Origin of the sequence: Metabacillus malikii (genome assembly GCF_030813355.1) — a bacterium.
Taxonomy (GTDB): Bacteria; Bacillota; Bacilli; order Bacillales; family Bacillaceae; genus Metabacillus; species Metabacillus malikii.
The window spans coordinates 25362-51984 of the sequence record NZ_JAUSUD010000001.1 but is presented as its reverse complement, the minus strand read 5'-3'; the positions used below and the strand labels follow the sequence as shown (position 1 = coordinate 51984).

General features: G+C 34.2%; 28 protein-coding genes. 7 read left to right on the top strand and 21 right to left on the bottom strand.

Features of this window, described 5'->3' with window-relative positions:
• Nucleotides 1-90: 90 nt before the first annotated feature.
• Both J2S19_RS00270 and J2S19_RS00265 read right to left on the bottom strand, forming a co-directional pair.
• Entirely contained in the window at nucleotides 91-1326 is a 1236-nt protein-coding gene (locus J2S19_RS00270) for a ribonuclease H-like domain-containing protein (RefSeq protein WP_307335485.1), read from the bottom strand.
• Nucleotides 1310-3601, bottom strand: a complete 2292-nt coding sequence (locus J2S19_RS00265) for a DEAD/DEAH box helicase (RefSeq protein WP_307335482.1) — start codon at nucleotides 3599-3601, stop codon at nucleotides 1310-1312. The genes J2S19_RS00270 and J2S19_RS00265 overlap by 17 nt, the downstream gene beginning before the upstream one ends.
• A gap of 261 nt (nucleotides 3602-3862) precedes the next feature.
• Here J2S19_RS00265 and J2S19_RS00260 point away from each other — a divergent pair, with 261 nt between their 5' ends.
• The gene (locus J2S19_RS00260; RefSeq protein WP_307335480.1) at nucleotides 3863-4336 is read left to right on the top strand and encodes an Hsp20/alpha crystallin family protein; all 474 of its coding nucleotides are present in this window, start codon (nucleotides 3863-3865) and stop codon (nucleotides 4334-4336) included.
• Nucleotides 4337-4404: 68 nt separating this feature from the next.
• On the opposite strand, the gene J2S19_RS00255 is transcribed toward J2S19_RS00260, so the two are convergent.
• Entirely contained in the window at nucleotides 4405-4530 is a 126-nt protein-coding gene (locus tag J2S19_RS00255; RefSeq protein WP_307335478.1) for a hypothetical protein, read from the bottom strand.
• 114 nt (nucleotides 4531-4644) lie between these two features.
• Between J2S19_RS00255 and J2S19_RS00250 the strand changes: the two genes are divergently transcribed.
• Both J2S19_RS00250 and J2S19_RS00245 read left to right on the top strand, forming a co-directional pair.
• Entirely contained in the window at nucleotides 4645-4833 is a 189-nt protein-coding gene (locus J2S19_RS00250) for a hypothetical protein (RefSeq protein WP_307335474.1), read from the top strand.
• A gap of 6 nt (nucleotides 4834-4839) precedes the next feature.
• A complete protein-coding gene (locus J2S19_RS00245) occupies nucleotides 4840-5088 on the top strand; it encodes a sigma-G-dependent sporulation-specific acid-soluble spore protein CsgA (RefSeq protein WP_307335472.1) in 249 nt (82 codons plus the stop codon).
• A gap of 48 nt (nucleotides 5089-5136) precedes the next feature.
• On the opposite strand, the gene J2S19_RS00240 is transcribed toward J2S19_RS00245, so the two are convergent.
• Nucleotides 5137-5565: a YppG family protein gene (locus J2S19_RS00240; RefSeq protein WP_307335469.1), complete on the bottom strand. Its 429-nt coding sequence runs from the start codon at nucleotides 5563-5565 to the stop codon at nucleotides 5137-5139.
• Nucleotides 5566-5690: 125 nt separating this feature from the next.
• Between J2S19_RS00240 and J2S19_RS00235 the strand changes: the two genes are divergently transcribed.
• Complete coding sequence (locus tag J2S19_RS00235; protein WP_307335466.1) at nucleotides 5691-5858, top strand: hypothetical protein; 168 nt, start codon at nucleotides 5691-5693, stop codon at nucleotides 5856-5858.
• A gap of 66 nt (nucleotides 5859-5924) precedes the next feature.
• Here the strand turns inward: J2S19_RS00235 and J2S19_RS00230 are convergent, their stop codons facing one another.
• Together J2S19_RS00230 and J2S19_RS00225 are read right to left on the bottom strand one after the other, a co-directional pair.
• Nucleotides 5925-6290, bottom strand: a complete 366-nt coding sequence (locus tag J2S19_RS00230; protein WP_307335463.1) for a DUF1798 family protein — start codon at nucleotides 6288-6290, stop codon at nucleotides 5925-5927.
• 41 nt (nucleotides 6291-6331) lie between these two features.
• Complete coding sequence (locus tag J2S19_RS00225) at nucleotides 6332-6586, bottom strand: hypothetical protein (RefSeq protein ID WP_307335459.1); 255 nt, start codon at nucleotides 6584-6586, stop codon at nucleotides 6332-6334.
• A gap of 173 nt (nucleotides 6587-6759) precedes the next feature.
• Between J2S19_RS00225 and J2S19_RS00220 the strand changes: the two genes are divergently transcribed.
• Nucleotides 6760-6858: a spore protein gene (locus J2S19_RS00220; protein ID WP_307335455.1), complete on the top strand. Its 99-nt coding sequence runs from the start codon at nucleotides 6760-6762 to the stop codon at nucleotides 6856-6858.
• A 121-nt stretch (nucleotides 6859-6979) separates the two neighbouring features.
• Here the strand turns inward: J2S19_RS00220 and J2S19_RS00215 are convergent, their stop codons facing one another.
• Entirely contained in the window at nucleotides 6980-7960 is a 981-nt protein-coding gene (locus J2S19_RS00215) for a DUF2515 domain-containing protein (protein WP_307335453.1), read from the bottom strand.
• Nucleotides 7961-8091: 131 nt separating this feature from the next.
• Between J2S19_RS00215 and recU the strand changes: the two genes are divergently transcribed.
• A complete protein-coding gene (recU, locus tag J2S19_RS00210) occupies nucleotides 8092-8682 on the top strand; it encodes a Holliday junction resolvase RecU (RefSeq protein ID WP_307336559.1) in 591 nt (196 codons plus the stop codon).
• Nucleotides 8683-8921: 239 nt separating this feature from the next.
• Complete coding sequence (locus J2S19_RS00205; RefSeq protein WP_307335452.1) at nucleotides 8922-11609, top strand: PBP1A family penicillin-binding protein; 2688 nt, start codon at nucleotides 8922-8924, stop codon at nucleotides 11607-11609.
• Nucleotides 11610-11701: 92 nt separating this feature from the next.
• On the opposite strand, the gene J2S19_RS00200 is transcribed toward J2S19_RS00205, so the two are convergent.
• The 14 genes from J2S19_RS00200 to bshB1 form a co-directional block, all read right to left on the bottom strand.
• On the bottom strand, nucleotides 11702-12220 hold the full coding sequence (locus J2S19_RS00200; RefSeq protein ID WP_307335449.1) for a YpoC family protein: 519 nt from the start codon (nucleotides 12218-12220) through the stop codon (nucleotides 11702-11704).
• Nucleotides 12213-12872 (bottom strand): endonuclease III, encoded by a 660-nt coding sequence (gene nth, locus J2S19_RS00195; RefSeq protein ID WP_307335446.1) that lies wholly within the window; start codon nucleotides 12870-12872, stop codon nucleotides 12213-12215. The genes J2S19_RS00200 and nth overlap by 8 nt, the downstream gene beginning before the upstream one ends.
• A 109-nt stretch (nucleotides 12873-12981) precedes the next feature.
• Complete coding sequence (locus tag J2S19_RS00190; RefSeq protein WP_307335443.1) at nucleotides 12982-13689, bottom strand: DnaD domain-containing protein; 708 nt, start codon at nucleotides 13687-13689, stop codon at nucleotides 12982-12984.
• A 351-nt stretch (nucleotides 13690-14040) separates the two neighbouring features.
• Nucleotides 14041-15333, bottom strand: a complete 1293-nt coding sequence (gene asnS, locus J2S19_RS00185) for an asparagine--tRNA ligase (protein ID WP_307335440.1) — start codon at nucleotides 15331-15333, stop codon at nucleotides 14041-14043.
• 177 nt (nucleotides 15334-15510) lie between these two features.
• A complete protein-coding gene (locus J2S19_RS00180; protein WP_307335437.1) occupies nucleotides 15511-16032 on the bottom strand; it encodes a cell wall elongation regulator TseB-like domain-containing protein in 522 nt (173 codons plus the stop codon).
• A 15-nt stretch (nucleotides 16033-16047) separates the two neighbouring features.
• Complete coding sequence (locus J2S19_RS00175; protein ID WP_307335434.1) at nucleotides 16048-16218, bottom strand: YpmA family protein; 171 nt, start codon at nucleotides 16216-16218, stop codon at nucleotides 16048-16050.
• 201 nt (nucleotides 16219-16419) lie between these two features.
• The gene (gene dinG / locus J2S19_RS00170) at nucleotides 16420-19239 is read right to left on the bottom strand and encodes an ATP-dependent DNA helicase DinG (RefSeq protein ID WP_307335431.1); all 2820 of its coding nucleotides are present in this window, start codon (nucleotides 19237-19239) and stop codon (nucleotides 16420-16422) included.
• A 531-nt stretch (nucleotides 19240-19770) separates the two neighbouring features.
• Nucleotides 19771-20157, bottom strand: a complete 387-nt coding sequence (gene panD / locus J2S19_RS00165; protein ID WP_307335428.1) for an aspartate 1-decarboxylase — start codon at nucleotides 20155-20157, stop codon at nucleotides 19771-19773.
• Nucleotides 20158-20182: 25 nt separating this feature from the next.
• The gene (gene panC, locus J2S19_RS00160; protein ID WP_307335426.1) at nucleotides 20183-21028 is read right to left on the bottom strand and encodes a pantoate--beta-alanine ligase; all 846 of its coding nucleotides are present in this window, start codon (nucleotides 21026-21028) and stop codon (nucleotides 20183-20185) included.
• On the bottom strand, nucleotides 21025-21864 hold the full coding sequence (gene panB / locus J2S19_RS00155) for a 3-methyl-2-oxobutanoate hydroxymethyltransferase (protein ID WP_307335423.1): 840 nt from the start codon (nucleotides 21862-21864) through the stop codon (nucleotides 21025-21027). Before panB ends, panC begins: the two co-directional genes overlap by 4 nt.
• 305 nt (nucleotides 21865-22169) lie before the next feature.
• Nucleotides 22170-23153: a biotin--[acetyl-CoA-carboxylase] ligase gene (locus J2S19_RS00150; RefSeq protein ID WP_307335420.1), complete on the bottom strand. Its 984-nt coding sequence runs from the start codon at nucleotides 23151-23153 to the stop codon at nucleotides 22170-22172.
• The gene (locus J2S19_RS00145; protein WP_307335417.1) at nucleotides 23123-24334 is read right to left on the bottom strand and encodes a CCA tRNA nucleotidyltransferase; all 1212 of its coding nucleotides are present in this window, start codon (nucleotides 24332-24334) and stop codon (nucleotides 23123-23125) included. The genes J2S19_RS00150 and J2S19_RS00145 overlap by 31 nt, the downstream gene beginning before the upstream one ends.
• 17 nt (nucleotides 24335-24351) lie before the next feature.
• Entirely contained in the window at nucleotides 24352-25497 is a 1146-nt protein-coding gene (gene bshA / locus J2S19_RS00140) for an N-acetyl-alpha-D-glucosaminyl L-malate synthase BshA (protein WP_307335414.1), read from the bottom strand.
• Nucleotides 25494-26207 carry a bacillithiol biosynthesis deacetylase BshB1 gene (gene bshB1, locus J2S19_RS00135; RefSeq protein ID WP_307335411.1) on the bottom strand — a complete coding sequence of 238 codons (714 nt, stop codon included), beginning with the start codon at nucleotides 26205-26207 and terminating at the stop codon, nucleotides 25494-25496. The genes bshA and bshB1 overlap by 4 nt, the downstream gene beginning before the upstream one ends.
• Nucleotides 26208-26623 lie beyond the last annotated feature (416 nt).

Here is a 26623-nt window from a genome sequence, read left to right as displayed (position 1 = left end):
ATAGTCAGATTGATTAATTCGTCTAAAGATAGTTAACACAACATTAAACATTGACGAAATTACTCGTTTTTTGCGCTTCCCCGGGGAATATTAGCTACTTTTACGTTTTAGCCTCTCAAGTCTTTTTTCAATGTCTGACAAATATTTATGTTTAGTATCCTCTGTATTGTTACACATTAATTGATCACATGCAATTTTTGTATAGTATATTGCTTGAACATAATTTTTTTCTTGATGTTCGTAATATTTGGCAAGCTCTATCGCAGCATTAATCATTAATATGTCATCGTTTGCGGCGTTAATCACTTCTATCCAGTACATTGTTGCCATTTTCCACTCTTTACGCTTTTTATAATGATAGGCCAATTGGAATTTTGAATTCACTTCATGATGGTTCCCTTTGTCCATTAGAGAGTGATAGGCAGAAATAGCTGAATTATTATCACCAATATAATCTAACCATCTAGCAATCTGATAATGCTCATCTTCACTCGCTTCATTATCAACATTTAATAGTTTTAACGACAAATGTATATATAATGTTATTAAGGATAATACGTCAATTTCATTGTGTTTTAAGACACCTTCGATTATATCTGGTTGATTATCTTTTACAAACTGGAAGTATATCATAGGTGCTAAGTATCCAGGTATATCATCCTTCCGTTTAATACCTAATATTTCCTTTTCAACATTAGCCAACTTTACTGAATCTAGTTCTTGTTTCCAAAGTCTTCTAGATGCATGGAATAAATCAAAATGACCAAAGGCTGGTAATTTCGGAACAGACTCTCTTAAAAGAGTATGCCTTGTTTTCACTTGTGGCCAATCAAAAGCCTTACCATTGTAAGTAACAAGTGTCTTGCTATTAATATCTTGCAAAAAGCTCTGATATAGTGCGACTTCATTACCTGGTCCAGGTAATAAATATTGTTTTACGACAACTCGGTCATGAAAGACTTGTGCTTGGCCTAATAGGAAGATTGTATTCCCTACCCCACCACCGAGACCTGTCGTTTCAGTATCAAAAAAGAATAAATCACTCGCCACGTGACCTTTACAAGACAGAGGATGTGTTGAATTGCTATTATTCCACATTGCTACAACACGATGAATATCACTTAATTTATATAGACCGTGTTGATATTCTAATGGGTATGTTACTTCCCTAATGAAACAATACTGCTTTTCATATGAAAAGATTGTTGTTTGATATTTCTCCCAGTCTACTTTTTTGTCGGACGGAAAATTATTTTGTGAAGAAGATTGCTCTTCTTCTTTTACCATATGTTTTTTCATACGATTGAGTTTATTTTTTAGTGACATACATTTCATCCTTTAAAAATTCCAGAAGAGTAAGCGTATCTAGTTTGATTGATTTTGAACTACTATCGGTTCCTATACAAGACGGACACCCTTCTTGGCATGGACACGCGGTTAATAAACGGAGCGCCTCATCTATTACGATATCAAAAGATTCGAATAATCTCTTAGCGAGTCCAACACCACCAGGATATCGGTCATATAAAAAAATCGTTGGCTTTTGATTATGGATAGCCTTTATTTGTGCAATGACATGTAAATCTGATGGATCACACATTACCTTTAATGGTGCAACATGCTGTATGACATTAGCAACACCGATTAGAGATTCTTCAAGTCGCTTTTCTTTAAAATCAACTGTAATACTATCATTTAGACTTACCCACGCAGCATTCGTATGCAGTTCTTCTTCTGGAAGGTGAATAGGACCTGAGCCAATATTTTCATGTGTATCAAATTTAATTTTTTTAAATATCGTTGCCATTGCTTGAACAGTCACATCACCAAAACCATATTCGATTTTTTCAAAGATTTCTTTGTTATCTTCTTCTAACACTTTTAATTGAACCGCTAAATTTGCATCGGTAAAATAATCTACTTTCACTTCTCGAACAAATGCTTTTTTTTCTTCCCAATCTAGTTTTTCTACTTGAAACTGGACGCCTTGGTGTAAATAAATAGCTTCATCATGTAAAAGTGTCATCGCACTAAATCTATCCATCTCCCCGATAACTTTTACTTTAGCGAGATCTGATTGATCAATAATGACAACATTTTCTTGTGATGCAGACCGCAAACTTATATTATGTGCTGGAAATGAATCATTCATCCAATAGTATTTATGGTCATTATAATGCAGCACTCTTTCTTCTGCTAAAAATTGAAGGATATCCTCTAATTCTAAACCATCGAATGTGTCTGTATCGTTAAAGGGAAGCTCAAAAGCAGCACATTTCAAGTGATCCACAAGTACAACTAAATTGTTCGGATTAATTACTGCAGTTTCTGGATTCTGTTTTAAAAAGTAATCGGGGTTTTTAATAATATATTGATCAAGTGGACTAGAGCTAGCAACCATAATAATTACGGCCTCTCCCTGCCTTCTGCCAGCCCTCCCTGCTTGTTGCCATGCACTGGCAATTGTCCCAGGATAGCCCGTCATAATACACACCTGTAATTGACCGATGTCAACTCCAAGTTCTAAAGCATTAGTACTTACAACCCCTAATATGTCCCCATTTCTTAGTCCCTGTTCAATTTCACGTCTCTGTTTTGGTAAGTATCCGCCACGATAACCACGAATTGATTTTTGTGTTATTTCTTTTTTTATTAACTCTTGTAGGTAAGTCAAAATAATCTCAACTCTGACCCTACTTCTTGCAAAGACAATTGTTTGTATCTTGTTTTTTAAAAAGTGAGCCGCTAATTTTCTAACCTCTAAAGTTGCACTTTTCCTAATATTAAGTGGCTTATTTACAATCGGAGGGTTATAAAAAATAAAATGCTTTCTACTTGATGGTGCACCATTATGTGAAATTAACTCCATCTTTTCACCAGTTAATGTTTCAGCTAATTCTCGTGGATTTGCTATTGTAGCAGAAGTGCATATAAATTGTGGATTACTTCCATAGAACCTGCAAATTCTTTTTAACCTTCTTATCACATTTGCCACATGACTACCAAATATCCCCCGGTATATATGAAGTTCATCGATCACAATATATTTTAGATTTTCAAAAAGTGCAACCCATTTTGTATGATGAGGTAAAATGGCAGAATGGAGCATATCAGGGTTTGTAATGACAATATGACCTGCTTTTCTCACCTTTTGCCGTATTGCTGGTGACGTGTCTCCATCATACGTATAAGAATTAATTTGAACTCCCATTTCAGTTATAAGTTCATTGAGCTCTGATTTCTGGTCTTGAGCTAATGCTTTTGTTGGAAATAAGTATAATGCCCGACTACTTTCATTCTCAATGACCTGTTGAAGAACTGGAAGGTTATAACATAATGTTTTACCAGAGGCTGTCGGAGTCACTGCAACAAAGTTCCGATTTTGAATAGCATGTTGAAAAGCTTCAGCCTGATGAGTATATAATTCTAATATTCCCCGTTTCTTTAAAGCTTGTTGCAACCGGTTATCAATTGAATTCGGCATGCTAACTGTTTCTGCTTGTTTTGGAGGAATTGTATGCCAATGTACAATTTGTTCACGAAATTCGTTTTCTTGCTTTAATGACTCTATTAGTGTCTCTAATGATTTTCTAAATTCCACCTCAAAGTCCTCCCACTCTCGACCATTTGTATTTTTCTATTTTATCGAATGAACGTTCGTAATGGAAGTGAAACTTCTTAGCATTTGTTTACAACAACATTTATTTACATTCGGACTATTGTTTACCATTTAGGATTAACAAATTTGTTTTCATAAATAGCACAAGAAAAGAGCCTATAGAAAAGATGTAGATACATAAACCTTTTTTTGTAAAGTTCATATAATATGATAAAAAATGCTAGTTAGGGGGATAGGAAAATAATGAGTAAAAAGGATAAACATATAGACAGTAAGTCTAATCATGCTAACCAGCCAATTGACTTTTTTCAAATTGTAGACCAGTTCTTCCGTTCGGAACCGTTAAAGCAATTTATGAATGACATTGACCATTTTGTCCTTGATTCTTTTCCCGAACGTCAAATTCATGTCAATACGTATGAAACGGATCTTAATTATCACATTGATTTAAAATTTCCGCCTGTAAAAAAGGAACAATTGTCATTAGAGCTATTTAACGAATATTTGACGATTTCAATCTCGAATCACGAAGAGTATAAAGAGTATAATGAAAATTCATCAACATTCCGAAGCTTTACATCACACGACAGTATCACTAGGACGATTATACTACCGTATGCAGTAAAGGAAAATGAAATGAAAACCTCTTTTAAAGAAGGTACACTTCTTATAACTATCCCAAAAAAATCTAAGCAGATTAAGATTGAGGAAGGTTAATTTTGGATTATGAAAACAACCAATAAAAAGATGAATCATAGGATTATACATCCTATGATTCATCTTTTTCAGCTATTTTTATGTGACTTACTCCCATACTTAGGATTATTTTCCGGTGTTGGATCTTTAGACAAGTCCTTTGCTGAAGCTGTAACTTCGTTAAACTTTTTTACACGGCTTTGTTTTTTCTCCATGTCTTCACCTCAGACTATATTCTTTCACATTTCATTGACATTATGTTTTAATTAACAATTTTTACGTTAGATAAAATATTAAAGAAAACGAACACTATTACAGGAGGTGTTTATATGAACAATAAAGAGCAGCAGAACCTTCCTGATTTTAATGAATTAAGTGACAGGTTAATCGCAGAACCATCTCACTCCCCGAGCTTAGTCATTAAAACTAATCTAGATACAGAAAATGTTTCAAATGAAAATCCATATATACAGGGTAAAGAACCTTCATCTAAATTTAAAAACTTTTTTAAGGAATGATTTACGTTGGATTTTACTTTAGGGTATTTAAGAGAAGCACTTTCAAATTATGAAGATAACGCAATTTGTTTACGCATATATAAAAAGTTAAAAACAAAGGATTACAACTCTGAAGTAGAATTTGTAAGGGTATTAGATGAGGAAGAGATTCATTTCCTAAACAATGTACTTCCGAAAGAGATTAAATATGCATTCAATGAACAAGATTTTATAAGAGGAAACCAACTCAATGAAGTATATGAATTACTGTTTTAAAAATAAAAGAGCAAGGATGCTTTAGCTACATCACATGCTCTTAATAAATTATTTGAATAGTGAAGTAACACCCTTAAATAACCCCCCCATCTGATTCACTGCATTCATCATTTGACCTGCAGTATCAATCATTTTATTGAAATCGACTTGGCCATCTGATTTTTTAAATTGTGATAATAACGATTGTACTGGTGATGCAGGTTTTATGAATGGTGCCGGCTTAGGGTATGGTGACATATATGGTGTCGGTCCATAATAATTATCGCTAATCGAAGGTAGCGGACTATTCATAAAAGCCATTTGTTGCTGGGGGGGAAAATCCTGCTGTGCATACTGTTGTTGAGTATAGTTTGGCATGATTGGTTGTTCATACTGTGTAAACTGATAAGGATTTACATGTGTATAATTCACATTATTTACAGTGGAGCCTGTTCTATTCTGTAGAATTGGATATGGATTTGGATATGGATGATACAATTCACACCCTCCTTTTGAATGTTAAGTAAGGATCTATTCCATAGAAAAAAGCCTTTGTTGGTTATATTTTATGTTTAAAAGGCCTAAGAGGTGAAAAAAATCAATCTTATAAAGGTGGTTATATAATGGCTAGAGGAAAGCACTTTAATCATAAACAAAAAGGTCATACACCGACAATAAAACAGCGTGGTAAAGAAGTACCTAGGAAGGTTGAAGAATATGTAGAGTATGCAATTGAACCTGTTGCTACAGAGAACAAACTACCTGTCTCGTTTAAAGTTGAGAAAAAGTAATAAAGACGTAATTAAAGTCAGACCCTTATTCTCAACTAGAAAGTTGCGTCCTAGGGTCTGACTATTTTATTGTTTTTTTAATTCTACTCCAGTGAAAATTGCAGTAATGACAAATTCTACTGAATGATACATATTTTGAAACCTTTGTTTATTTGTATCCTTATAGAAAGACTGTAAAACGATATGTTCAATATTTTCAACAGTTGAATCAATTTGGGAAGTGTGAATATTTTTAGGTTTATTTACTAAAACCCACTTCCTCGCCATTGGTTCCCAAAGTGAAACGATTTCCATTATATGTTCAAATGCAGGTTTTACATTATGATAAAAATATGTCTCTGATTTTTCAGGTTTTGTTTCTAATTGTTCGAAACGTTGTTTACATTTCATGAGCTCTTGCAGAAGCTTCCTTGAAGTAACTTCTATCGTCAACATCATCACCTCTGCTTAATCATACCATCTCAAGCTAACTTTTACATATATGTTGCAATCGCAATTCGGGAAGTCGATGTTTTTAGTGCTTTTTTATTCACTTGTTGCTCTTGTTCACTTAATTTAACCATCATTGTTGATAATTGTTCTTCTATTCGGATTGCCTCACTATACACTTGATTTTCCAACTTATTAAAACTACTTTTCTCCATGAAAACTTCCTCAAGTGTTTGTAATTCTCTTTCTAAGTCCGCCAGTTTTGCTTCAATTATACATTTATCAATCATAGTTTTCACCTTTCTCCCTCCTCTTAGGAGTAGTATTCGCTAGTAACTCGCTACTCCCTTCACACTTGACAAAACTAGTTGTTATTCGGCAAAGAAAGTAAATATAACCATTGATCGACAAATTTTACATGCTGAATGGAAAACCTAGAGCTTGTACACAATAATCTTTAGGAGGTGCTATTATGGCTAAGAAAAACAAAGGGAAGCAACAGGCTTCAGAGGAAAAAGCTCGTAATAATGATGACAAAAAATTAAATGGTCCAAACCGTCCATCTACTTAAACTTGATTTAGTGAAAAGAGGGTGACTCAATTTAAAGGACCAGACCCCTAAACACCAATATATAGACTTAATAAGGTCATTCTATATATAGTGTCTATAGGTTAGGTCTGAACCAACTGAGTCACCCTTTTTTCCTTCCCTTATATTCTTGAAGTAATGTTAGTAAATGTAATTGATTCTGCTTATTATTAAACCAATCCGTTATTTCGTAATCTTTCGGTATTTTTCTTTCCTTAAACCACTTTTTTGTTTTCTGTCCATGAAACCAATCTTCTCTATTTTCGTCTATTGTATGTGAAACGATTGGAAAACTCGTCCGTAACAATGGTGTTTCCCGTTTTCTTTTATCCGGAAAGTATCTTTCGTAGTCATACCTAGAACCCGAATGTTCAACTGTTTTTGAAAAAACAATAAATTGTTCATATAAGCCGGCATGGAAAAGAAGCCAAGCCAACCGTTTACCTAATTCTATCCGACTCGATAATCGTTGGAAATCACTTGCTGTAAAACCAAAAAGTTTTCCTGAAACGGTTGGGAATATTACACTACTAAAATGTAAATAGTCTTGAAGTTTATATGGAAGTGTTGAGAATACATGGTATTTATATTGTCTATTTTCAATTACAGGCTTTTGTATGACATTTTGCTCATTAATTATCAAGGCAGTAAGCAGCCTTTCTTTTTCATGGTGTTCCCAGAAGTAATTCCATTCAGTTTCCATAAAACGAGACACATGAAAATATTTCAATAAATGAAAAAGTGGTCGATTAAGATGTTTTGACCATTCGTATAATAACAGCTGTGGAAATGCATCATGAAATATGAGCCAATTTGCACGTTCATACGTCATAAACAACATGCTTCTTTGCTCACTAGTTAACGCTTTTTGAAACCATTTCCCTTTTAAATCGGTCATACTCCAACCAGCATTTCTCGATACCATACTAGCAAGATAGGACCATGTAATCTCGGCGTTTTGAAAATAATAGTTTTCATATGCTTTTGTTCTTGAAATATTGTCATAATTTTTTACTTTTGTCGTATTAACTATAGATGTAATCATTTTATCTTCTGATATGTTAGCTTTTTTACGATAATACATTATTCCACCTCTATAGTTAGCGTTTCCTAATATTATTTGTGTACACATTAACAAATATAAAACTTTTATAACATTACATTTCAAATATTTTTGGTATGATAGATGTAGATTTAAAGAGGAGGAACAAAATGATTTTGCATTACCCAAACGGCAAGCCATACAAGCCAACCGAGCAAAAAAAGGAGAGAAAACAACAATCACTCACTTATAGCAATCGAGGAATGACGCTCGAAGAAGATATAAATGTGACGAATCAATATTATTTAGATAATGAAATAGCTGTCATACATAAGAAGCCGACACCTATACAAATTGTAAATGTTGACTATCCTAGGAGAAGTGCAGCAGTTATAAAAGAAGCTTATTTTAAACAAAGCTCAACAACTGATTATAACGGAATTTATAACGGGAAATATATAGATTTTGAAGCGAAGGAAACGAAAAATAATACATCATTTCCTTTACAAAATTTCCATGAGCATCAAATCACTCATATGAAAAATGTTAAAAATCAAGGCGGCATTTGCTTTGTCATTTTATCGGCTTTCTCTAGTTATTATTTATTAGAAGCCGAACATCTCTTCACCTTTTGGAATCGGCAAGCTTCTGGCGGAAGAAAATCGATTACGAAAAATGAAATAGATGATTTTGCACATATAATCCCTACTAGTTATCAAGCAAGGATTGACTATCTTAAAATTATCGATAAACTATATTTTTAGGAAATATTTATATAGTTGGCTCTCTTAGAATAAGATTGCGTTTCAGCTTAACATTCTATTGCGATAACTGTCGCGTTAAGTACAATAAGCGAAAGATAACCCATAATAGGAACTAGCAAAAACGACAATATTTAAACTATTTCAGAGCCTGTAGTATTAACTATATAAAGAATATTATTCTTTATTACTCACAAGGAACCAATAAGGATGGTATCCTGCTATGAAAGGTTGGTCGTAATATGTCAGAACAATATAATAGTCGCCAAGAGCGAAAACGACAACAGACACAACAGAAAACTAAACAGAAAAAACAAAAAAATCATAAAGGCTCCCCACTTTGGAAGAAAATATTATTAACAATATTAGTTATCGGAATCATTGGTATGATTGGTGGCGGTGTCACATTTGCAGTTATTGTATCTGGAGCACCTCCTTTAGATGACAAAAAATTAAAGGACTCCTTCTCCTCGACACTTTATGATATTAATGGTGAAGAAATTACTGAAATTGGGGAGTTTAAGAGAACATATGTCTCATACGATGATATACCTGAAGTACTACGAAATGCTTTCTTAGCAACAGAAGATGCACGTTTCTTTGACCATAACGGTGTTGACTTTATCCGTATTGGCGGAGCATTTGTTGCCAATGTCCAAGAAGGCTTCGGCGCAGAAGGTGGAAGTACGATTACACAACAGGTTATTAAAAATTCGATTTTAACGACTGATAAGACTGTTACCCGAAAAGTTCAAGAAATTTGGTTAGCCTTTCAATTAGAGAGAAAGTATTCCAAACAAGAAATACTCGAAATGTATTTAAACAAAATTTATTATCCTGGTAACATTTATGGTGTGGCAAAAGCAGCTGAATCATTTTACGGAATAGAAGATTTAAGCAAAATTGAACTCCATGAAGCAGCAATGATCGCAGGTATGCCACAAAGCCCTAACAACTATAATCCAAGAACAAATCCGGAAAGTGCGGAAAAACGACGAAATATCGTATTAACCTTGATGGCAAAGCATGGTTATATAACTGAGGCAGAAGCAGCAGAGGCTAAAAAAATCCCAGTGACATCAACAGTAAAGGCACCAAGTGAAAAGGCAAATCCATATCATGCATTTGTTGAAGAAGTACTTGAGGAAGTTAAGGAAAAAACAGATATTGATGCAGGAACAGCGGGATTGAAAATTTATACTACCCTTGATCCAAAAGCACAAGATACGGTAGAAGAAGTTTTAAATGGAGATTCAATTAACTACCCGGATGATGAAATGCAAGCAGGTATTGCATTAATCGATACAAAAACAGGTGAAATAAGAGCTATTGGTGGCGGACGTAATCAGCCAGTTGGCGGATTCAACTATGCAACAGATGCTAAAAGACAGCCTGGTTCAACAATAAAACCAGTATTGGATTATGGACCTGTTATTGAACATGAAAAATGGTCAACAGCTGAACCAATTAATGATGAACCTTACACATATAGTGACGGAAAAACTCCAATTAACAACTGGGACCGCAGCTACAAAGGTTGGATGTCCATGCGTGATGCTTTAGCATATTCGCGGAACATACCTGCATTAAAAGCTTTCCAAGCAGTTGGAAAAGAAAAAGCAAAAACCTTCGCACAGGGACTTGGAATTCCACTGCCTAAAGAAATTTATGAACCATATTCTATTGGTGGATTTAATGAAGGTGTATCCCCTCTCCAAATGGCAGGAGCATTTAGTGCTTTTGGAAACAACGGCATTTATAATGAGCCACACGCTGTGAAAAAGATTGTTTTAAGTGATGGAACAGAAATAAGTCTCGAGCCGAAATCAGAAGCAGCGATGAGTGATTATACTGCCTTCATGGTGACAGATATGATGAAATCTGTTTTAGAATATGGTACAGGAACAGCCACTAGAATACCTGGCATTAATATTGCTGGTAAAACTGGTACAACCAACTTTGATGATGAAACAAAAGCAAAATATAATATACCTAATGGCGCTGCTAAGGATGCTTGGTTTGTTGGCTACAATCCGAATTATACTGCAGCTGTTTGGACCGGGTATAATGCTACAGAAGATAGTGAAAAGATATATTTAGAGCGTGGCTCAGAGCAAAAACTTGCACAACAAATGTTTAAAGAAGTATTTAAAACTGTAGCAGATGGTGATAGATCTGATTTTGAGCAGCCAAACAGTGTTGTAAAATTGGCTGTTGAAAAAGGCTCAAAAGATCTTGTACTCGCAAGTAAATATACCCCTGAAAGCCAAAAAGCTTATGAATACTTCGTCAAAGGAGCAGAACCGAAAAAAGTATCGAAAAAATTTGATAAGCTTGATAAGCCATCTGGACTGAATATTAGTTATGACCAGGAATCAAATTCAATTACGATTAACTGGAAATATTCAGATAAAGATGTGAACTTTGAAGTAAGTCAATCAGTAGATAATGGTGCTTATCAAGTTGTCAGTCAATCGAAAGAGTTAAGTTATACAACAGTTGATGTAAAACCAGGCTCTGTTTACTCCTTTAAAGTTGCTGCAGTAGATGGAGATAACCGCAGTAACGAAGCAGCTACGAAAATAGAAGTACCATCACCAGATGTTGATATACCAGAACTTCCGATCGAGGAAGACTTAGTTGACGAGAATGAAGAACAACAAGAAGAACAAGAAGGTAATGGTAATCAAAAGCCGGATCAAAACAATGGCAATGGGAATGGGAACGGCAACCAAAACGGCAATGGCAATAAAAACAACAATGGTAATAATGGAAATGGTAATAATAATGAGGATAAAAAGGAAGAAGATAAACAAGAACAAGACGACGGTGATGAGAAGCAGGAAGATGGAGGAAATACTCCACCGTCTACCGAAGTAACTACCCCACCTACGAATGGAAGAAATGAGAATGATGAATCAGTTGAATAACTGATTCATCATTCCAAACGAAAAACCCAAGGGTGCATCCTTGGGTTTTTCATTCATATAACATAAAAATCAAACGAGTATATAATACACCTTTACTTTCTTTCATTTAAACTTTTTATTGCTTTATGTTTAAAATATACCTTTTCTAGTTCAGAGAATAATTGCTGTAACTGAACAAATGCATGATATTTTTGATAGTAGTTTAATACAAATCCTAGTCTTTCTTCACAATTAATTGGTTTAATAGGCAAGCTTGAAATATTCATATCATCAAGTTTTAATGTTTGTACAGGCTTATTGTTTGCCCAAAATAAACCACAAACGAATAAAGTAATTGAATGGATAAGTAATTCTTCTCTATCACGATTTTTTTGTCTCGTATCATAGCTAATCTTAAGAATCTGCAAATTCCCCTTCCATAAGCTGATTATTAGTGGGAATGTTTCGTCAGTATTATTCCACGGTAAATACTGAGGAGCACCTTGAAATTCATAATATAAAGGTTCTTTTTTAAAAATTTCCTTTACTGGAAGCGAATCAGGTAGTTTTTCAAACGTATTACGCTCAGTAAAAAAGGGCTTATTTAAAAAAGTTGAAGGGATGTTAGGCATGCTTCTTATCCTTCTTCAATCTTTTTTGGCCTTCTCTACATAGATGTAATAAAGGACATTCTTGACATTTTGGTGCTTGCGCTTTGCAATGGTAACGTCCAAAGAAAATAAGACGATGATGCGTATCCGACCATTCTTCTTTTGGTATTTTTCGCATTAAAGTCTTCTCAACTTCCAATACACTATCTTTCCACCTGCAAATACCTAATCTTTTACTGACTCTCTCAACGTGTGTATCTACCGCAATGGCAGGAACACCAAAAGCCACTGATACAACAACATTTGCTGTTTTTCTTCCAACTCCGGCAAGCTTAACTAATTCTTCATGCTCTTTTGGAACCTCACCATTGTAGTCCTCTATTAATGTTTTGCAAAGACTTCTTATATTTTTTGCTTTATTTCTAAATAACCCAATTGATTTGATGTCTGATTGGAGCTCCTCTAACGAGACTGCCAAATAATCCTCAGGCTTTTTATATTTTTGGAATAAGTTTTTCGTAACTTTATTCACTAGTGCATCAGTACATTGTGCAGATAAAGCAACCGCTATAACTAGTTCAAAAGGGTTATCATGCACAAGTTCACAATGTGCCTCAGGGAACATATCTGCAAATGTATCTAAGCATTCCCGTATTTGAATTTTTGTTAACATATATTCACACCTTCTTTTATAGAAGCCTAAAATACAGGCCTGTTTTCGTAGATATTGTTGCTCTATACTTAGTTTGCGTTATACCAAAATGTAAAAAAGAGAGCTAGTATTAGCTCTCTAGCCAGTTATAAAAAGGTACCTTTCGCTTATAGCCTTCCTGATTATTATCTATTTCATTTGTTTGTTTTAATTGATGTTGTCGAAACTTTTTCGAATGATTTCTAGCCTGTTCAATCGTTTTAATCCCGTTCTTTTTCCATTCAAAAAGGATTCGGTCGATGTAACGGAAATTTAATTTCCCACTCATGACTGCTTCTCTAAGTGCAGCTTTAATAATTATCGGGTCATAATCTTCCTGATCAATCCAGATCGATAATGTTTCACATTCAATTGGAGATAATGGTCGGCCAAATTCATTTTCGAAAATTGTATATAGACTCTCCTCTGCTTCCTCACTCTGCTCTTTAGCTTCTTGATGTTGAGCTTGAGACAAATAGTTAAATAACTTGTCCCAGAGTGGTTTTAACGAGTAATTCTCGAAAAGTATAGTATTTTCCTCACATTCCTCAATTGAAAGAAATCCTCTTTGAATTAAGCTTCTTAATAATGATGTACAGGTAGAAGTGGAAATAGACATATGTTCTGAAAGTTGTGTAGGCGTAGGAAAGTGATTGCCAATTTGCTTAAATGATTGAACTTGTAAAATAACCATGAATTCTTCTTCAGTTAACCCAAGCTTAGTATAATATTGAATTAAAATAACAGGAATTGACATACTTCCTGTTTCTTGTAAATAAATAAAATGCTCTCTATTCATGTAAAAACACACCTCATAAACAAGTATAACATGTCTGCAAGGAACATTGAACAAAATGAATCCGGTTGTTATTACCAAGAATGGTGAATATAAATTATATCGTAAGTGATTATTTGTTTTAGTTCGTTTAGCTTTTCTTCAGGCTAGTTTTTTATTCGATTTTGCTTTCAATATTGTCTGCATCTAGCTGCAATGACATTTGATATTTATAAAGTTACCAAATCTTTATCAGTATACTTTTTTATGTATAATAAATTCATTCAAAAAAAACTGCCATATATAAATTTCTTACATGACAGTTCATCAATATTAATATGAAGTAAAACAAATATACATTCCGTACACTTCTACTTACGGATATAAACGATTTAATAGACGAGGGAATGGTATCGTCTCTCTTACGTGCTCTACACCACTAATCCAAGCTACCGTTCTTTCTAAGCCTAACCCAAAGCCTGAATGAGGAACTGACCCATATTTCCTCAACTGTAAATACCACTCATATGCAGTTTCATCAAGTTGATGTTCTTCAATACGCTTTTTCAATAATTCCGGATTATGAATCCGCTCTGAACCACCGATAATTTCACCATAACCTTCAGGAGCAATTAAATCCGCACATAATACAACATCATCACGACTCGAATCAGGTTGCATATAGAATGGCTTTAAACTTGTAGGATAATGCGTTATAAATACCGGCTTATCAAATGACTCAGCTATTGCCGTTTCATGCGGTGCACCAAAGTCATCTCCCCATTTTAAGTCATCAAATCCTTGTTTGTGGAGAAACTTAATCGCTTCATCATATGTAATTCTCGGAAATGGAGCTTTTATTTTTTCTAATTTTGATACATCACGACCTAATGTATTTAATTCTAACTTACAATTTTCTAACACACTTTGCACGATATACGAAACATAATTTTCTTGCACTTGAAGATTCTCTTCAAATTCATAGAAGGCCATTTCTGGTTCAATCATCCAAAACTCAATTAAGTGGCGACGAGTTTTTGATTTTTCAGCACGAAACGTCGGGCCAAACGAAAATACTTTACCTAACGCCATTGCAGCAGCTTCCATATATAATTGTCCACTTTGCGATAAATAAGCATCTTCATCAAAATATTTTGTATGGAATAGTTCAGACGTACCCTCAGGTGCACTTCCAGTTAATATCGGCGGGTCTACTTTCACAAAACCTTCGTTATTGAAAAATTCATATGTAGCACGTATGATTTCATTTCTTATTTTCATGACTGCATGTTGACGTTTTGAACGTAACCATAAGTGGCGGTGATCCATTAAGAACTCTGTACCATGTTCTTTCGGTGTAATTGGATAATCAACAGATTCAGCTATTATTTCTATATCCGTTACACCTAATTCATATCCAAATGGAGAACGACTATCTTCTTTAACAATTCCTGTTACGTAGAGAGATGTCTCCTGTGTTATTGATTTTGCTTTTTGGAAAATATCTTCGGCTACCTCTGCTTTTACTACAACCCCTTGTATAAAGCCCGTTCCATCACGTAATTGTAAAAAAGCAATCTTTCCACTTGAACGCTTATTTGCTAACCAAACACCTATTTTTACTTCTTGCCCAACAAATTTGCCAACTTGTGCAATAGTTGTTTTCATTATATATTACCTCCAAAACTCCGATGTCTCATCAATATGTATCCAACCAGTTAATATTATACTTATATTATATTTTGAGCGCAATGATTTGTAGCTATCGTCGCTTATTATTCACAATACTGAAGGACATTTACGTAACTCTAATGCATTTTGTTATATTAAAAAAGAGTTATACTACTATGGGTTCATTTCTTTTTTTAACGCCATATGTTTAATAATCGCTCCGCTTTTAAAATCAACATAATCGATTGTATAGCGCTCAGACTTGTCCCGGTATTTCACTTCCCATATCGGTATACCTTCATCCATACCTAACTTAGCATTAATGAGTTTTTCCATATTATATTCCTTCGATACGATCGATATCGCTTCTTCTTTAGTTATTCCTTCTGATTGTTTTTTTACAATCATCTTTTTATCCTTGTTATCATCCTTATTTTTTGCTTTGGGTATCCAAATATAAATATTTTGTTCTTCCGCGTTAATTCCTGACAATACATGGTATTTTATTTTCCCATGAAACGTATCAACTTTATCAATTGATGTAACTCCCTTATTTTCCAAAGCCAAATCTATTGATTGTTGTTGTTCACTCGTATATTGTTCTCTCGCACTTTGGAAAATTGTGAAGAAAACGACAATTGCAATAATGATTAAAATTATTATTGAGATAAACGTAATAATGATATTTTTTTTCATACAAATCCTGCTTTCTTATGTACGATATATAGTGAAAACTGCTTTTTTTTGGTCGCTTTTATCAAGTGCCAAACCGAACATGATATCTTTATGCTTTAAAGTACGATTTAGTAAACTGACTATTTTATACAAGTCATCTGAATGATTAACTGTAACAGTTGAGAGTAGATTTATATCCCTTCCCATAACATTTTCCTCCTACTTCACACAAAAATTGTTACTAATATGTCTGTTTTGTCTGGACACAATAACATTACAACGAAATCACAAGTTGTATCTCACTAAATTCCATTATAACAGTGTAAACACTTTTGCGTGATACAAAATTTTCTCCTAACTCACACCATTTAAGGCTGATTCTAATGATGAATCAGCCATTTTTTGTAGCTATTTTTTACTAATCCATTGATCAATGGAATGTGTCAGTATATGCATAGGATTTTTCTCAATTTCAAGTTCTGGTATGGAATTTATGAAATCCTTGCCATAATTTGCAGTAATTATGCGATTGTCTAAAACAAATAAAATGCCTCGATCATCTTCATTTCTAATTAGTCTTCCAAAGCCTTGTTTAAAACGGAGGATTGCTTCAGGTAATGAATAATCGTAAAAAGCGTTTCGTCCTTCTAACTCCAATTGTGCAGATTTTGCAGCAACGATTGGATTATCTGGTGATGCAAATGGAAGGCGAACGATCATCAATGCTGTAAGATCCTCACCTGGAAAATCTACTCCCTCCCAAAAACTACTTGTACCAAGGAGAATTGCTTTTTCAAATTGTTTAAAATTTTTCGTTAATCTTAGTCGACTTCCACTACCAGTACCCTGTCCTAAAATCATATAATCTTCTAACGTCTCATCTTCCTTTAATAATTGATAAGTTTTACGCAACATCTCATACGAAGTAAATAACGCTAAAATTTTCCCTTCGGTTATTTGGGCGACACTTCCAATATTCGCAGCAACTGCTTCAGAATATTCGTCAAGGGATACTTCATTTACTTGCGGCATATCGTTTGGTATAAATAGTTTAACCTGTTTCTTATATACATATGGAGAATCGATTTTTAATCGCTTAGGGTAAAAATCAGTTAACCCTATCATATCAATAATAAAAGTAAATGAATGTTTAACAGTTAATGTTGCCGATGTTAAAATAGCACTTTGTTTTTTTGCAAAATACTCATCCGCCAAAAAATCAGCTACTTGAAGTGGTTGCGCATAAAGCGAGGCAGCATTTTTAGCACCTTTTGCATCAATTTCTATCCATGTAACGTTTTGTTCTGATTGTGTAAACAGGATATTTTCTAATTTACATTTGGAATCACTTAGTTTCTGAAAATTCGACTTAAATTCTTCACAAACTATTTTATCCTTTATTGAAAGTGTCTCTTCAAATTTATCATCTAAAATTTGCAACGATTTTTCAATTAGACGAATCATATCGGACATTTTAAAAGTCACTCTTTTAGCAAGCTCAAGTATCGCAGACCACGCCCGATTATTTTCTACGTCCGTATTAAAACGATAAGAAATCCGGTTCATTGATGTGTCCCTCTGTCTTACTAACACATAAGAGTGTATGCTAGAAAATAATTGGTCACATTCTTCCTGAACCTCGGTAACTAGTTCATCAATAGCAAGTAAATGTTGATGTTTATTTTCATCTATCTCTGGAATTTGTAAAAATTTATGAACATTACCATTTGATTGACTTGTCCCAATTTGATTCAATAAGATATGGACATTTACATAAGAAAATCTCATTCCTAACTGTTCAGTTGCTACCCGGTGAAAATGATGTGCTTCATCAATGATAACTTCTTCGTAATCAGGGAGAATTCTCTTTTCGCGATGAATATCACTTATTAATAATGCATGATTTGTAATAATTAAATTTGCTTTATTAGCCTTTTCCTTTGCCCTTTGATAAAAACAATGTTCGGCGAAAGGGTTTTTGACAAACGAGGAATCATCGACATGCAAGTGATTCCATAAAGCCTTTCCACCAGAAGGAATGTTTAGTTCATCCAAGTCCCCAGTAATGGTTTCTGTTAGCCAAATTAGGATTTGGGCCTTTGTCAAATTATAATCATAATTATTTTCTGTTTCTTTTAATATTTGTTCGAATTTTTGCAAACATAAGTAATGCCGTCTCCCTTTTAAAATCGCTGCAGTAAATTGAAATGGTAATACCTTTTTTAATAAGGGAATGTCCCCTTCTAGTAATTGTGATTGAAGATTCGTTGTAAACGTACTTATTAGTATCGATTTTTTTTCGTTCTTAGAAAAAATGAGAGAAGGAACAAGATAAGCAAGTGATTTACCACTACCTGTTGCTGCTTCTATTAATTCATGTTGATGTGTAGTCAGACTTTCATATATCTCCTGCATCATTTGAAGTTGTTCTTCACGTACACGGTAGCTAGGAAAAACACTTTTTATTTTACCGTTGTCTTGTTGAAAAATAGCCAATATATCAGATAAATCCCATTTACCCACTTCTATTTCATCAGCTATTAAGTCATATTCTTTTTTAAGAGCTAATGATCGAACGACTTCTAGATCCGTTCTTTCTTCTCTTTTTTTCAAACTAATTAGTTTTTCAGCAATAAAACCCTCTAATATTTCCTCAATATCACTAATAAATGATCTTGATAGACGGGAGAGTTGCTGCAATGAAATAATTGGTAAAGTTTTCAATTTATCAAAAATCTTCAATAATAGAAGGGCAGTTACCTCGGCATCACTATCTGCACGATGAGGATTTTCATGCAAAATATTAAATTCATCACTAATATCAGATAATTTATAACTTTTGTTTGTTGGAAATACAATCCTAGACAATTCAACAGTATCCAAAATTGGACCAGTGAATTGGAATCCATAATTCGATAACTCCTCTTGTAAAAAAGTTAAATCAAAATAAACGTTATGAGCAACAAATGTTGAGTTTTCAAGAAATGATTGTAAATCATTTGCAATCTCATTGAAAGTAGGAGCAGATTCAACCATTTCATTAGAAATTCCTGTAAGTTGTTCAATGAAGGTTGGAATCTTTTGTAAAGGATTAACAAAGCTCATATACCGGTCAACAATTTTACCATTCTCAATCAAAATTGCAGCAATCTGGATGATTTTATCGCCCTTTTTTGCCGAGTTTCCGGTCGTTTCTAAGTCTACAACTACATAACGTTGTACATTCATTCATGACACTCCTATATATTGGGTAAAACTTTATGAATTTATATTTAGGCTATTTTCGCAAGCAATGTTGACTTTTTACAGAGTTGTTGTCTATCGTTTATGTAAAAAAGTCCCAATCTTTTAGAAAAGTGCCTAATAATCAGAGATTTTTCATTACGTAGGTGAGATTAGACAACCGAAAAAGTGGTCATGTGTTTCTACATTTGTAAATTCACACCGTCATATCAAACCTAAAATTTTCCATAAATTCAAGCGTTACACACAAAGTCTTTTTTAGTTAATTTGTATATATATTCTTTAACTATATCATATTTTTATGATAATTCCTTCCATATAAAATAGATAAGAACCCCTTATACATCATACCCATTAATTTGATCACTCTGTTATAGTGGTAATCCTACAAAAACTTCTGTAATCCTAAATGCTCTTAACAAAAATTAACCAGATTCATCTTTTAATATAGAATTGTCATGAATGAGATAAAAAAAAGAAATCACTTTTTCAAATGATTTCTTTTCGTAGATTTTGTTACGTAATGACTGTTCTGTCTGGTTCATGTCCAAGCATTTGAACAATTTGATTATCCTCATTCATTACAGCAATTTTTGGCCTGTGAGTGCCAACCTGCTCTTCTGGTATCATTGTGTATGTTAGTATAATAATGATATCACCTTCTTGGACAAGTCTAGCTGCAGCACCGTTTAAACATATAACACCACTTCCTCTTTTTCCTGGAATTATATAAGTTTCAAAACGAGCACCATTATTATTATTGACTATCTGAACTTTCTCATTTGCTACCATTCCTACAGCATCAATAATATCTTCATCAATTGTTATACTACCAACATAATTTAAATTTGCTTCTGTAACCCTCGCTCGGTGGATTTTTGCATTTAATAACGTACGATACATCCATTTCCCCTCCAATTTCTTCACCCTATAATTGAAAAGTAATATTATCAATTAACCTTGCCTTCGAAAATTTAACAGCTACAGCTATAATGATTCTACCTTTTAACTTCATAAGTTCGGACAATTCTGGATACGATAAAATCTCTATATAGTCAATTTGACCGCTAGTTTTTGATTGTATTTCGGCTTTAATGACCGATTTTATTTCTTCTTGGTTGTGACATCCTTCTAAAATTGCTCGTTTTGCTTGTAACAAGCTTCTGTAAATAGTTGGAGCCTCATGCCTTTCATGCGAAGTTAGGTATACATTACGAGAACTTTTAGCTAGGCCATCCTCTTCTCTCATTGTTTCAACTGGAATGACAACGAGAGGGAAATTAAACTCCTTGACTAAACCTTCTACAACTGCAACTTGCTGTGCGTCTTTCATACCAAAGTAAGCCCTGTCAGGTAAGATAAGATTAAATAATTTTGTTAATACGGTTGCAACACCGTCAAAATGGCCAGCACGTGTTTTTCCACATAAAACATTAACCCTAGATTTAACTGATACGGAATATGAAGGGTTCGTAGGGTACATTTCTTGAACAGGTGGTAGGAATAGTACATCTACTCCTGCTTTCTTTGCGACCTCTTCATCTCTTTCTTCATCCCTCGGATATGATTCGTAATCTTCACCTACACCAAATTGTAGAGGATTTACAAACACGCTTAATACTACGATATCATTTTCTTTCCTAGCTTCTTCTAACAATCGTCTATGCCCTTCATGGAGATACCCCATTGTCGGTACAAACCCAATTGTTTGATTCCCCTGCTTATATGCCCAGATATTATCTTTAAGTTCTTGAACAGTTTTAACAACGATCATTTTTTTACCTCACGATAAATACTTAATTTTTCATCTATTTTCATATTAAAAGAATGACTCTCATCTGGGAAAGCTCTTGCTTTAACATCATCGACATATTCTTTTAATGATTCAACAATTATATTTGCCACAGAAGAATATTGTTTTACAAATTTCGGAACCTTACCTAATTGATAACCGATTAAATCATGATATACTAACACTTGGCCATCTGTATTTATTCCTGCACCAATTCCGATAATTGGTATTTCTAATTGAGCAGTAATGAGTTCAGCAAGTTGCTGTGGAACACATTCTAAAACGAGAGCTATTGCTCCTGCGTCCTGTATACGTTTGGCGTCTTCTATCAGTTCTTTAGCCTTTTCCATGTCTTTCCCTTGTACTTTATAGCCTCCAAGTACATTTACAGATTGTGGCGTTAAGCCAAGATGTCCAATTACAGGAATACCGCCATTCGTTAATAACTTAATCTTATCTGTTACATCAGCACCTTCAATCTTGACACAATCTGCTCCGCCTTCTTGCATAATCCTCATTGCATTCCTTAACGTATCAGATGTTGAAATGTGATATGACATAAATGGCATGTCTGTTACGATAAACGTACGGTTTGCACCACGTTTCACAGCTTTCGTATGATGGATCATATCTTCAACTGTAACAGGAATTGTTGAATCATACCCTAATACGACCATTCCTAATGAATCCCCAACTAAAATCATATCGACTCCAGCAGATTCTGCATGAACTGCACTAGGAAAGTCATAAGCTGTAACCATTGTAATTGGTTCTTTGCCCTGTTTCATTTTCATAAAATCTAATCGGTTCTTTTTCAATTTATTCCCTCCTATACTACTTAATTGTTGCTCTAAATTATTAAATGGTGTTAACGTTACCATTCACTTAGAGTTAGAAGAGAGAAATAAAAAATCCCCTTTCAAAATAGAAAGAAGGATTTGAATATGCATTATTAATTTTATCCCTCTGTCCTAGTCCTTGTGGATCAAGGCAGAATATCAACTTTTCAAAAATTCCACATACTGTAACGTAATCACCATAAGGTGTAGTTCTAAAATTAGATACTACCCTGTAAAAAATTATAGCAGAATCAAAATATTTTTACTATTTATATTTGATTTAGTTATTCGAGTAATTCGATATCTGCTGAATAAATTCGATGTATTTTCTTATCATTGTCCTCAAGCAATAAGACGCCATTATCATCTATTCCAATTGCTTTTCCTTGAATTGTTCCAGTTAATGTTCTGGCAATCAACTCATTTTTAAGGCTAATTGAGTAACTCTCCCAGAGTAGTTTAATTGGTAAAAATCCCTTTGATATATACAAAGTATACAGTTGTTCAAATTTCAATAAGATTGCTTGGATTAACTTTGCCCTTTCAATCGTATTTCCAGTTTCACGGTGAAGCGAAGTTGCAATCGATTGTAACTCTTCTGGAAAATCCTCAGTTCTTTGATTAACATTGATTCCGATGCCTATAATGACGGCATGAACTTGATCGGCTTCAGCTTGAAGTTCTGTTAAAATACCAACAATCTTCTTGTTATTTAATAATATATCGTTCGGCCATTTTATGTTTGGATGTAAAGGTGTAATTTCTTCAATCGCTTGTGTAACGGCCACTGCAGTTAATAAAGTCAGCTGAGGCGTATCGATGACTGGAATATTTGGTCTAATCACCATACTCATCCATATCCCGGTTCCACTGGGCGAATACCATTTTCGTGACATCCTGCCCCTACCGTTTGACTGCATATCTGCAACCACAATCGTCCCTTCTGGAGTACCATCAGCAGCTAAATTTTGGGCTATCTTTTGTGTTGAATCAACTATTTCTTCAAAGAATATATTTCTTCCCATATATTCTGTTTTTAATCCTAATTGTATTTCGTTGCTACTTATTTTATCTGGCTTTTTCGTAATACGATACCCTAACTTTCGTACCCCTTCTAGTTCATAGCCGTCTTTCCTTAAACTTTCTATATGTTTCCAAACCGCAGTTCTTGAGCAACCAATATATTCGCTAATTTTCTGCCCTGATATAAATTCACCATTAGCTTCTGAAAAGGCTTCTAATAATTTTGCTCGAAGTTCAGATTGCATGTTAAAAGCCACTCCTTTATTGCTTCACGATCATTTTTAAGTGTTTCTGAAAGGATTTCTTTTTCTATAGAACTTAGTGCAGCAGATACCCATGGACCTGGTCTTTTATGAAATAGCTTAATAATGTCATGTCCAGTTATCACTAATTCTCTTCTTGACTTGATAGGCAGACGTGAAAATTGCTCAACTACTTTATTTATACGTTTTTCATCATAGCAGTCATTTACAATAGCAAATATTCGTTCAACCGAAACAGCTATGTCAATACCTGCTGAATATAGAAGTTCCGTTGTCCATTTTTTTTGTTCCGACAGGTAATCTATGAAAATCAACATCTTTGATACGTGCTTGATTAACTTCACTGGAAGTTTCCACAATCTTAAAAAAGATTCAACAGATGCTGGTTTTATCTTATATAAAAGCAATGCCCAAATTTCCTCATTATTCAAAACTGAAAGGGGCAAGCATGAGAAGGACATTAATTGTTGCCTACAAGTTTCTAAACCAGGTAAATATTTATGAATATTTGTATCAATTAATAACTTTATTGCAACTTGATAATGGTTATTTTTCAATATTTTTATAAATTCGACAGTTTTTCTTTCCACAGATATCTCTTTTAATAAGTGCACATTATCTTTTATTGCCTCTACAGTATTGCTACTAACTGTAAAATTCAATTGACTTACAAAACGTACTGCCCTTAGCATTCTTAATGCATCCTCAGCGAAACGTTCGGATGGTTCACCAACAGTTCGAATTAACCGGTTTTCTAAATCTCTCTTACCATCAAAATAATCATAAATCTTTTCATTAATGTCCATTGCCATCGCATTTATTGTAAAATCCCTGCGTTTTAAATCCTCTTTTAGAGAAGAAATATAAGTAACGCTTTTCGGTTTTCTAAATCCTTCATATTCCGATTCTGTACGAAATGTAGTGACTTCGTATTGAGACTCATTAAACAATACGATTATCGTTCCATGTTCAGCACCGACATCGACTGTATGAGTGAAAATACGTTGCACTTCATGTGGTTCTGCAGACGTTGCAATATCCACGTCGCCAATCTCTTTCTCTAACAAAGAATCCCGAACTGCTCCACCTACAAAATATGCTTCATAGCCTTCAAGATGAAGCTTTTGTAATATCGGCTTTGCCTCAGCAAATGGAGTATCCATTTCATGCTCCTTTTATCTTAGTGTTGGTCATTTTTATTTAATAGCTCATAATATAATGATTCATACTGAGAGACAATTTTATCAGAGTGAAAAGAACTATGTGCTACTTGAGTAGCATACATAGACATTTGTTGGTGTAAAGCCTCATCTTGCAGCAATTGAATTGCTTTAAAGGAGATTGCTTCGATATCACCAACCTCACATAAATAACCTGTCTCACCTTCAAGAATTACTTCTGGTATACCACCAGCAATCGTACCAATGCAAGGAACACCACAGGCCATTGCTTCTAGTAAAACTAGACCAAAGCTCTCTTTTTCAGACAATAAAAGCATAAGGTCACTTAATGAGTATAACTCTTCTAAATTATCCTGCTTCCCTAAGAATAAGACCTTATCAGTAAGACCTAATTCACGAACAAGCTTACTGACAAACGACATTTCAGGACCATCGCCAACTAATAACAATTTTGATTGTATTTTTCGTTGTATTAGTTGGAATGAATAGACGACATCTTGGACACGTTTTACTTTACGGAAATTAGAGACATGAATGATTACTTTTTCATCGTCTTTAATTCCATATTCCCGCTTAAGATGTGAAGCATCTTTCTTAGTATAAATACGCTCATCAATAAAATTATAAACAGTATCAATTTCTTTATTTGGTTGGATTAGCTCATATGTTTGTTCTACTAATGAATTAGATACAGCCGTTACCCTGTCAGATGATTCAATTCCAAACTTAATTAAATCTGATAATGATTGGTCGTATCCTAGTACTGTAATATCAGTGCCATGTAAAGTAGTCACTATTTTTAAGTTCTCATTGACCATTTGTTTAGCTAAAATCGCACAAATTGCGTGTGGAATGGCATAATGTACATGTAATAAATCAAGCTTTTCTCGTTTGGCAACTTCAGCCATTTTACTTGCTAACGCAAGATCATATGGTGGATATTTAAAGACGGAATATTGATTCACTTCTACTTCATGAAATGTGATATTACAGTAAACTTTATTTAACCGAAATGGTAAGCTCGAAGTAATAAAATGGATTTCATGACCTCGCTCGGCTAACAGCTTTCCAAGTTCAGTCGCAACAACGCCAGAACCCCCTACAGAGGGATAACATGTAATTCCTATTTTTAACTTATCTTTCATAGTCGCTCACCGATTAAATCCTCATTTATTAATAGTGGTTTCTTTATTTTAAACCCTTCGGCAAATTGAACCCCTACTTGTTGTCCAAATAATCGTTCTCTAGATTTAACCGTTTCAATATAACCATTCGTTAACGGGGTATCAATTGAATCACTTATTTTTACAAATTGGCTTTCATAGGCGTTAAGACTATCTATTTTGGCCTGCATTGTTTCAGTAATATTAACAACAAAGTCCGGCTGATGAGCACCATTTATCATATAATAGTAGTTATTTTCAATATGATGTGCCGGTAGTTTTTCAATTTGTTGATATTTTCTAATTCCTGCAGAAAATATCGCTTCTTCAACTAACTTTGTGCAATGACCATGGTCAGGATGTCTATCTTCAAAATAAGGTGTGAAGATTACACTTGGTTGAAACGTTCTAATAACCTTGACGATTTCTTGAATCGCTGAATCAGTTATGTATAGCCCACGGTCTGGTAAAGTAAGCTGGATACGCTCTGTTACACCTAAAATTTTTGCAGCCTTCCCAGCTTCCTCTTGCCTAGATTGAACATTGCCGTTAGATGATAGTTCAGCTTTTGTTAAGTCACATATGCCAATTTTATATCCTTTTTTTATGTATTTGGCAATTGTTCCACCCATGCCTATTTCTACATCATCCGGATGAGCTCCGAATGCAAGTATGTCTAGCTTGTTTTCCATATTTCTCTCCCTTTGTTTAACTATTTACAATTATGTATCCTTACCAAGTTTAAATTATAAAAATGGCTTTTTTCGTAAACATTGTCGCTTTTAACTGAGTTGTCGTTTTGTGGTTTGTCTCCTCTTGCAGTACTCACGGGTAGCGGGGTGGGTGGTGAGCCTCATAGCTCCTTCGGCATGAACAAGTAAACTTCAGGTCATCTACAGTTTGTACGTCGATGGACAAGCACATACGCTTTTCGTACTCCTCGGAATAAACTCCTGCATGAGTCTCACCTCTCCCACACATCCGCAGCAATCTCGTAATCAGCTCCAACAAACCCTTAAAAATGTTAGTGCAAAAAGCAACAATCTTTTAGAAAGGCTGTTTTCGTAAACATTGTTGCTTTTAACTGAGTTGTCGTTTAGGGTTTATT